Raw genomic sequence first — 8,462 nt, 5'->3', positions numbered from 1 at the left:
TGGATACTTCGGTTCGATTTGTGCCAGTGATTTCGGTTTCATAGTGCCAGGCATTTCGGTTCAAACTGTGCCACTTTTGCCTGTGTGGTAAAAGTCTATATCGGTTCGATTTGTGCCACAGTTCGACCTCGCTCACCGCAGCGCTTTGAAAGATCAAGTAATAATTACCTTGTCGCCAAAAAACGTGCGATATGGCCAACACACTTGATCCAATGGACTTAAAACAAATCATTTCCCTGCACCTAGATGGGTTCAGCAACCGTAAAATAGGCGCTACCCTGGGGATATCCCGCAACACGGTAAACAATTATATGCAGCTGTTCAAGGCCAGTGACCGTTCCCCTGAGGAACTGTTGGCCCGCGACAATGCTGCCCTGGAGGCACTCTTTCCTTCCAGTACCACGATAGCCAATCCCCGTTACGGTGAGCTAATGCTGTATTTTGACGGGATCAACAAAGCCCGGAACCATCCCGGTTTTACCTTTCTGTTCCACTACCAGGAATATGTGCAACATGCCAAAGAACCCTATAGTTATACCCAGTTCATGGAGCATTACAACCGTAAATACTCAAAGGTCAGGGGATCAATGAAACTGGAGCACGATCCGGGCAATGAGATGTATGTGGACTATGCGGGCAAGAAGCTGCAGATCGTGGACCGGGCCACCGGGGAGCTCATTGCGGTGGAGGTCTTTGTGGCCATCCTGCCCAACAGCCAGTACACCTATGTGGAAGCCTGCCATAGCCAAAAGAGAGCCGATCTTATCACATGCTGTGGCCATGCCCTGGAGTTTTATGGCGGGGTGCCCAAGGCCATCGTCTCCGATAATCTAAAGTCGGCCGTAACCCGTGCCAGTCGTTATGAGGCGGATATCAACCGCAGTTTTAAGGACTTTGCCAGGCACTACAACTGTGTGATCAACCCGACCCGTGGATACTCCCCGCAGGACAAGGCCCTTGTAGAGAATGCTGTCCATCTTGCCTATCAGCGCATCTATTATCCCTTGCGCAATATGACCTTCTTCTCCCTAAGCGAGCTCAACAAAGAGATCCGCAAGCTGTTGACAGCCTATAACAATCTACTGTTCAAAAGGAAACAGGCCAGCCGTCTGGAGCTCTTCCAGTCCATAGAAAAAGGCCATTTAAAATCACTTCCACTAAGTCCCTACCAGCTCAAGGACTATTGCCGTGCAAAGGTGCAGAAGATGGGATATGTGTACTTCTCGCCAGATAAAAGTTATTATAGCGTACCCTACCGCTACATCGGCAAGCAGACCCAGATCCATTATACCGCCACGACTGTGGAAGTGTATTACAACCATCAGCGGATAGCCCTGCACCAGCGTAATCCCAGTAAGGGAAACTACAACACAAATCGTGACCACCTGAGCAGTACCCACAAATATTATGTGGACTGGAGCCCTGAATTTTTTAAAAAGAAAGCTGCCCTGCACGGGGAAAATGTAGTGGCCTGTATTGATACCATCATTGCCTCGGGAGATTACCCCGAGATCGGTTACAAGCGTGCCATGGGACTTATCCAGTTGCACAGAGCCTTTGGCTCACAACGCTTGGACAGCGCATGCAAAAGGGCCATACAGGCAGATGCGGTCGCATACCAGCGCATCAAGAATATCCTGAAAAACAACCTGGACCGGTCTTCCCTGTTCTACCAAGATCTAGAACAAGACAAACCTCATATCCCCGTACATGAGAATCTCCGGGGAGCTTCGGCCTATCAATAAATATGTAACCAATAAACTCTATAATTATGAACAACAATCAAACCGTTGAAAAACTAAAACAAATGCGCCTAGGTGCCATGGCAGACTTACACCTGCTGCATATCAAGGAAAATCGCACACCGGATCTTACGGCCGATGAATACTTGGCATTGCTCACGGACCATCAGTGGGAGGACCATAAGGATCGAAAGATCCAAAGGCTCCTCAAGCAGGCATCCTTCCGTGGACAGGCCGATCTGGCGGAAGTGGACTACGCCCAACAGCGCAATCTGGACAGGAACATGTTCCTGCGTCTGGGCTGTCTGGATTTTATGAAACGAAAAGAGAATATTATTATGACCGGTGCCTCCGGAGTTGGAAAAAGTTATCTGGCCCAGGCCCTGGGGCACCAGGCGTGCATGATGGAATATCGCACCATCTATGCCAACACGGCCCGTTTATTAAAAAGACTGAAGCTCAGCAAGGCCGATGGAACCTATCTAAAAGAACTGGCAAAGCTCCTAAAGGCAGATCTGCTTATCCTGGATGACTTTGGTCTGCAAGGTTTTGACAACCATGCAAGAGAATCACTTATGGATATAATCGATGACCGTTACAACCGATCCTCCACCATCATCTTATCTCAAATACCAGTCTCCGCCTGGTATGACATCATTGGAGAAGGAACCATAGCTGATGCAATCCTGGACAGGATCGTAAACTCATCCCACAGGATCGACCTCAAAGGGGAATCCTTAAGAAAGGGAGCTTTAAAGAACGAATAACAATAATTTTTTATATAATTGCAAGATCTTTCAAAGTGGCACGGTTTGACCGAAACAGGTGGCACCATCACTCCGAAATAGCCATACTGAATATTTTAAAAAATCTCCATCAAGAAGACTATCTTTAAAAGTTAATTTGCTGACTTTAGATTTAAGAATAATATCATTGTCTTTTTTTAATATTATTTCAGTTATTTGATCGTGATAAATGTCTTTATAAATGATAGGTTTATTTATATCGTTTATTCGAACAATTGAGCTATCGTTTAGAGAATATGTTTTTAATTCAAGTTTGTGGATTTCATTTCCGATTTTCAATTCTTGATTAGTTCGGATAGTATCGAAGTCCGTTTGCCAATAAACAACTGTTGTGTCCATTTTTTTTGGTTCAGATTTCTGTTCTACTTTAAATTCCGTTTTTGACTTAAAGTCAGATTGAGTCTTCTCCGACTTTTTTCTGTCGCAACTCAATAAACAAAGCGAAAATGTCAATATTAAAATCAGAAGTTTTTTCATTTTTTCGGTTTTCAACTGTTTGGTAACGGTCTTGTATATGAAACGTAGCGTATAAATAGACGCTAAACTTTCGGATTATGCACGAGCCGAATTTTTTAATTTTCTTTTTATCTTATTTTCTCAAAAAGCCAAATTAAAAAATTTGGCGGACTTCGCAAATATACAAAAACCTCTAGGAAAGCCTGTAATAGCTATGTTTTATATACGTTGTTGTGCTTAGTGTTTTTCCGCACGTAATTTCAATTCCCGATTCATTTGTTCAAAGCCATTCTTGGTATCCTTGTCCAAACTCTTGGCAAATAAGTTGACTAATATTCCGCTAAAATTTTCGCTCTGCTCAAAGTTGGTCGTTCCATTTCCGTTGTCTATCAGTTTGAATTTATGTTCTCCGTCAAAAAGTCCTTTGAACCAAAGATGACCAAGCCACTTTAATTCTGTATTTTCATTCAAGGTCAATACGACAGGTTTAAATGTCATTCCTTGCAATTTTATTACGATTTGATTTCCAACTTTTACGTCTCCAGAAACCGACTTAATAAACGAATTCCATTCGGGATAATTCTCAAAGTCCGTTAATATTTTCCAAACTCTTTCTTTACTTGCGTTTATCGTAATCGATGTTTTAATTTGCTTTGCCATAATTTTTAATTTATCTGACAAAGTTCGTTTCAATTTATGCTTTTGCTCTTGACAAAAATCAAGAAATCTTTTTGTTTCTTATTCGGCTGAAAGTTTCGGGCGACATTCCCAGCATTGAAGCAAGATATTGCAATGGAACTTGGTTAAAAAGCTCTTTATTGTTCTTAAAAAGTTTGTCGTAACGTTCTTCGGCACTTAGTGATAAATGACTGAAAACTCTATCTTCTAATTGAACGAAACAACCTGCAATGAACTGTTTTTCCATTTCAGCCCAATTCGGAACTAAATTGTTCAAAAGTGCGTAATTCTCTTTGTCGATTGTATAAAGTTCGCAGTCGGTTAATGCTTGGATATTCCATTTTGCTCGCTGTTTAAAAGTAAAACTGTATAAATCCGTTATGAAATAACCTTTTGTTGAAATCCATTGCGTAATCTCTTTGTCATTGGTGTTTGCAAAAACTCGAATAAAACCACTTCTTACAAAACTCAGTTTTTCGCAATATTGACCAGATTTTGTAAAAAATTCTCCTTTTTTGAGCTCAGATTCTTTGAACAAGGACGTTATTTTGTCCATATTTTGGTTTGTGATTCCAAAGTAGGAAGTAATATATTTCTGTAATTCTGTCAATTTCCTGAATGTTTTTTTACATTAAGCACAACGTTGTTGTGTATGGACCGTTGCGTGTTAAAGCACGAACCATTAAAGATACAAAACTACGCTGGAAAATCCTCGCGGATTTTCCAGATGGGCACAGACCCAGCAATGGTTTATACACGGTGTTGCCAGTAGTTATTTTTCTCCCAAAATTTCGGTATATCGTATTGGCATTATTTCTCGTAACTCTTTCCATTTCATAACATCATTTTGTTCGGTCGACTTTGTCAATTCCTCTAAAGTTTTATTGAATTTCTCCATTGAAAAATCATTTCTCGCTTCATTAAATGATAAATAAATTTTGTTTCTAATTCCGCTGTATTTTTTATAGTCTAATTCCTCGTTAAATTTAGCCATAATCATAAGATTTTTATTCATTATAACTTTTCCAGAATATTCGAACTCGCCTTCAATAGTCATTGGCATTTGATTATTTTCAGGGTTCGGAATTATATATTTTTTTAATTCAGAGGTTATTAAACTGTCTTCAACGAAATTATTCTTAATTTTAATTTGTCCATTTTTATCGACATCAATTATAACAAGGTTTCTCTCTTTAATTATGAATTGTTCAGACTTGTCTCTGATGTTTTTTTTATAATTATCAAATCCATAATCTATTTCAATAACTTTATAATCAGCTTCTAAAATCGTCTCCAGTTCTTTTTTACAAGAGCTGGTCGTTATAGTCAAGATTATTATTAATATTTTCAGCGTAGTTTTTGTCATAATTACTGGCAACGTTGTTGTGTATGAGCTGTGGCGTGTTTTAGCACGAACCTCTCCAAATAAAAACTGGCTTTGGGAAATCCGCAGGATTTTCCAAGTGAGGACGGACCAAGCCATAGCTTATACACTGTGTTAGGCACTGGTTTTTAATTCATTCCTTTTGCTCCAATAGTATATTGCAAAACCAATTGCGACAATTGGTAGTACAATTCCAAATTCGTCTATATAATAAGCTGTATTACCTGTATCTTCCGTCAAAGGGGTGAAAATACTTTGAATAAATAGATTATGACTTCCATGAAGTATTACAGCAGTCCATAAGCTTCCAGATTTCATACGAAACCATGTGTATATAAAACTTATGCTGATAACTAATATCATGAAACATGGCATAGCAAACCAAGATGGTGTTCCACTATTATAATCAGCAAACAATAAAATTGGTAAATGCCAAACACCCCAAATAAGTCCAGTAATCAAGGAGGTTTTTGTAAAGCCCTGACTTTTATATAGTTCTGGAACCAAAAACCCACGCCAACCAATTTCCTCTCCTAATGCGGATGACATACTGCCGATTATACCAAAAACTCCAACTAGAAGGACATAAAGCATAATAGAAAAACCATCACCAATATCACCAATTCCAATTGATTTCGTTATCCAAGTTACAGTTTCTTCGTTGTAAAAGCCACCCCAGCCAAAACTCCAAATAATTATATAGGCAATAAATGCATAAAATAATGGAATCAAATAGCTCCTAACCTGATATTTTGTGTCACCCCATTTCCAGCCAAGATCGGAAATGTTTCTTTTTAAAATTTTCATCGTAATCAAGGCAGAAATCCCAGGACACCACATGAGACCCATAACATATTGTCCAGCTCCTCCTCCTAATTTTCCAGAATAAATAATAAAAAAATAAAAATTGCACTTAAAGTAAAAGTTATAGAAAGAAATATTCCAATAGGCTTAAATTTATTCTCAGTTTGATTTTCCATAATTATTTAGTTTATGTTAACTTGTGCCTAACGTTTATGTGTATGGACCGTTGCGTGTCTCACACACGAACCAATTCAAATATAGACAAACTTTGGGTTTATCCGATAATATTCCAGAAAAGCACAGACCCAGCAATGGTCTATACACGGTGTTACCCGTAGGCTTTATTTTCCGCTTTATCTTAATTGAAAATGTATATGGTCATCGTGTCTAACAGCTTGACAACCGTGAAATCTAATTCTCGGGTTGGTTAAATTCAATCTATTTTTCAAATGCGGTTCGATGAATAATTTCCCAATATTATTTTGTTTTAAAATCAGTTGTGCCAATTCCCTAGTTCCTTTTTTCGAAAATTTGATGTCTTTATTTATTGTTCCTAAAGTCAAATATTTTGGAAAGTCGTATTGCCAATTTCCTTGTTTTTTACTAGACTTCGATTTGGTCGTATTCGTTTTTGGTTGGTTTTTCGTAAGCTCCATATCCGCTGACAGACTTTTTTTTGTTTGTCAATTGTCCGTTTGTATTTTCGTAAATCAGGGAAATATCTATTTTTTTTCCGTCATTGTGGCTCAAATGGGGAAGAAGAGGAAATTTATCAATAAATGGAAAGTTTGCGTCAAGATAAATCATTTTTATTCCGCTATTTCGTTTTTCAAATTCGGACGCTATTTTTCCGATAGTTTCATTTAGTTCTGGTCGGACGTAATTTCTATTTGCAAGTTTATAAAAAACAGAACGAGCTTTTAAAAATTCCGTTTCCTTTATTTTTTCACGTCCGAAAATCGGTGCGACATTTGGAACGATTAAAAATGTTGCAACTAAATACAGAACTGCGAAAATTCCAATTCGCTTGATGAGTTTCCTTTCTGCACTTTTCTTAATCAGCAAAATTGAAATTAAATATAAAATTCCTCCGATTTGAGTCAAAACGGTTAGAAGGGCAAAAATTATTATATGAAGCAATATTTTCAATGTCTGGTCAGCTTACGGGTAACGGTTTTGTGTATGATTAGTGGCGTGGTTTAAGCACCTAATTTAGCAAATAAACACCGAATAGAAAATCGGCGAGGATTTTCGTAAGTAGGCGAGAACCAGCCATTAATTATACACGTTGTTGTGTGTAGTTTTTTATTTTTCAAAAGTCATATAAGTAGTTGGATTTATTCCTACACTTGGATAAAGGTTTTCAATCTCAAATTTCGAGTTAGTCATAATTTCAATTTCAAATTCTTGAGTTGTAGAATTGTCCAAAGTCGGTGTTAATCTAATCACGTTTCCGATTATTTCATAAGTAAATTCGTCATCGTTTGAGTTGTCAGGTTCTGATTTAACAACTGTATTTCCGTTTATAAAATTCAATTGAGAACGTCCACTTACAGGTGAAGTTTCCGAATAGATTCCACTTAACGTTTGAGTGATATTTTCGTCATCATTATTACAAGAAGAGTAAATTCCGACTAAAATGAGTAATGCGATTATTTTTAAATTTTTCATAATTCTATTTTTTCATTAGATGTTCAAATTCCGATTTGGTTGCGTTAAATTACACATTAATACAAAAAAATCCGTCTGCAAAATAAAAAATAGAATTTAATTTGGAGAATGTTGCCTTTATAGGTAACTTCGCTTTATAATTAAAAATGAGCATCATTGGACAAATTTGAAAGAGAAATAATCCCGTTTGAAAACCATTTTTGGGATTTTTACAACAAACTTGACCAGAAAGTTCAGGACAAGTTCGACTGGACAATTTCACTTATTGAAAGGACAAACATAGTCCCGAAACAGTACTTTGACCATATGACTGGAACGGACGGACTTTGGGAAATACGTGTCAAAACAGGGAGCAATATCTTTAGGGTTTTCTGTTTCTTCGACAAAGGAAACCTAATCTTATTATTGAATGGATTTCAGAAAAAAACTCAAAAAACACCCAAAAACGAAATCAAAAAAGCGCAAGCGTTAAAAAAGAAATATTATGAAAACAAATGAAAATCCTAAAAGTTGGAAAGAGCATATTAACAACAAATATGGCAAGGAAGGAACAGAAAGCCGAGAAAAATTCGAAGAAGAATTTGAAACTTTCAGAATTGGTGCTTTAATTCAAGAGGCAAGAAAAAAACAGCATTTAACGCAACAACAACTTGCTGAAAAAGTTGGAACAACTAAAAACTATATTTCACGAATTGAGAATAATGCAAGTGATATCCGACTTTCGACCTTGATGAGAATAATCAGAGAAGGATTGGGCGGAAGTTTGAAATTATCGCTTGACCTTTAAGAATGAAAGGAAAAGTACTAATGGCAACACCGTGTATAAGCCATTGCTGGGTCTGTGCCTATCTGGAAAATTCTTGGGAATTTTCCAGCGGAGTTTTGTACTTTTAATAGCTCGTGTGTGGGACACGCAACGGC

Annotated in this window: 11 protein-coding genes; 4 read left to right on the top strand and 7 right to left on the bottom strand. The window is 37.7% G+C overall.

What is annotated here, in order from left to right; translation table 11 throughout:
* The first annotated feature begins 191 nt into the window (after positions 1-191).
* Positions 192-1,745, top strand: a complete 1,554-nt coding sequence (istA, locus tag A9996_RS18645; RefSeq protein ID WP_066431889.1) for an IS21 family transposase — start codon at positions 192-194, stop codon at positions 1,743-1,745.
* A gap of 26 nt (positions 1,746-1,771) precedes the next feature.
* Positions 1,772-2,509: an IS21-like element helper ATPase IstB gene (gene istB / locus A9996_RS18640; protein ID WP_066431887.1), complete on the top strand. Its 738-nt coding sequence runs from the start codon at positions 1,772-1,774 to the stop codon at positions 2,507-2,509.
* 30 nt (positions 2,510-2,539) lie between these two features.
* On the opposite strand, the gene A9996_RS18635 is transcribed toward istB, so the two are convergent.
* The 7 genes from A9996_RS18635 to A9996_RS18605 all read right to left on the bottom strand — a co-directional run bounded on the left by A9996_RS18635 (position 2,540) and on the right by A9996_RS18605 (position 7,541).
* The gene (locus A9996_RS18635) at positions 2,540-3,025 is read right to left on the bottom strand and encodes a hypothetical protein (protein ID WP_066438879.1); all 486 of its coding nucleotides are present in this window, start codon (positions 3,023-3,025) and stop codon (positions 2,540-2,542) included.
* 216 nt (positions 3,026-3,241) lie between these two features.
* Positions 3,242-3,664, bottom strand: coding sequence for an SRPBCC domain-containing protein (locus tag A9996_RS18630; RefSeq protein ID WP_066438882.1), 423 nt, complete (start codon positions 3,662-3,664; stop codon positions 3,242-3,244).
* A 58-nt stretch (positions 3,665-3,722) separates the two neighbouring features.
* Positions 3,723-4,238 (bottom strand): Crp/Fnr family transcriptional regulator, encoded by a 516-nt coding sequence (locus A9996_RS18625; protein ID WP_211272668.1) that lies wholly within the window; start codon positions 4,236-4,238, stop codon positions 3,723-3,725.
* A gap of 216 nt (positions 4,239-4,454) precedes the next feature.
* Positions 4,455-5,048 (bottom strand): hypothetical protein, encoded by a 594-nt coding sequence (locus A9996_RS18620; protein ID WP_157487255.1) that lies wholly within the window; start codon positions 5,046-5,048, stop codon positions 4,455-4,457.
* A gap of 132 nt (positions 5,049-5,180) precedes the next feature.
* A complete protein-coding gene (locus A9996_RS18615; RefSeq protein ID WP_169817273.1) occupies positions 5,181-5,873 on the bottom strand; it encodes a CPBP family intramembrane glutamic endopeptidase in 693 nt (230 codons plus the stop codon).
* A 600-nt stretch (positions 5,874-6,473) separates the two neighbouring features.
* Positions 6,474-7,019 (bottom strand): hypothetical protein, encoded by a 546-nt coding sequence (locus A9996_RS18610; RefSeq protein WP_248912386.1) that lies wholly within the window; start codon positions 7,017-7,019, stop codon positions 6,474-6,476.
* A gap of 156 nt (positions 7,020-7,175) precedes the next feature.
* On the bottom strand, positions 7,176-7,541 hold the full coding sequence (locus A9996_RS18605; RefSeq protein ID WP_066438873.1) for a hypothetical protein: 366 nt from the start codon (positions 7,539-7,541) through the stop codon (positions 7,176-7,178).
* Positions 7,542-7,697: 156 nt separating this feature from the next.
* Here A9996_RS18605 and A9996_RS18600 point away from each other — a divergent pair, with 156 nt between their 5' ends.
* Both A9996_RS18600 and A9996_RS18595 read left to right on the top strand, forming a co-directional pair.
* The gene (locus A9996_RS18600) at positions 7,698-8,039 is read left to right on the top strand and encodes a type II toxin-antitoxin system RelE/ParE family toxin (protein ID WP_066438822.1); all 342 of its coding nucleotides are present in this window, start codon (positions 7,698-7,700) and stop codon (positions 8,037-8,039) included.
* Positions 8,026-8,328: a helix-turn-helix domain-containing protein gene (locus A9996_RS18595; protein ID WP_066438821.1), complete on the top strand. Its 303-nt coding sequence runs from the start codon at positions 8,026-8,028 to the stop codon at positions 8,326-8,328. Before A9996_RS18600 ends, A9996_RS18595 begins: the two co-directional genes overlap by 14 nt.
* Positions 8,329-8,462: the final 134 nt, after the last annotated feature.

The organism is Gelidibacter algens, from assembly GCF_001678675.1.
Lineage (GTDB): Bacteria > Bacteroidota > Bacteroidia > Flavobacteriales > Flavobacteriaceae > Gelidibacter > Gelidibacter algens.
The sequence above is the reverse complement of the archived record's forward strand: the minus strand, read 5'-3'. Positions and strand labels throughout refer to the sequence as shown.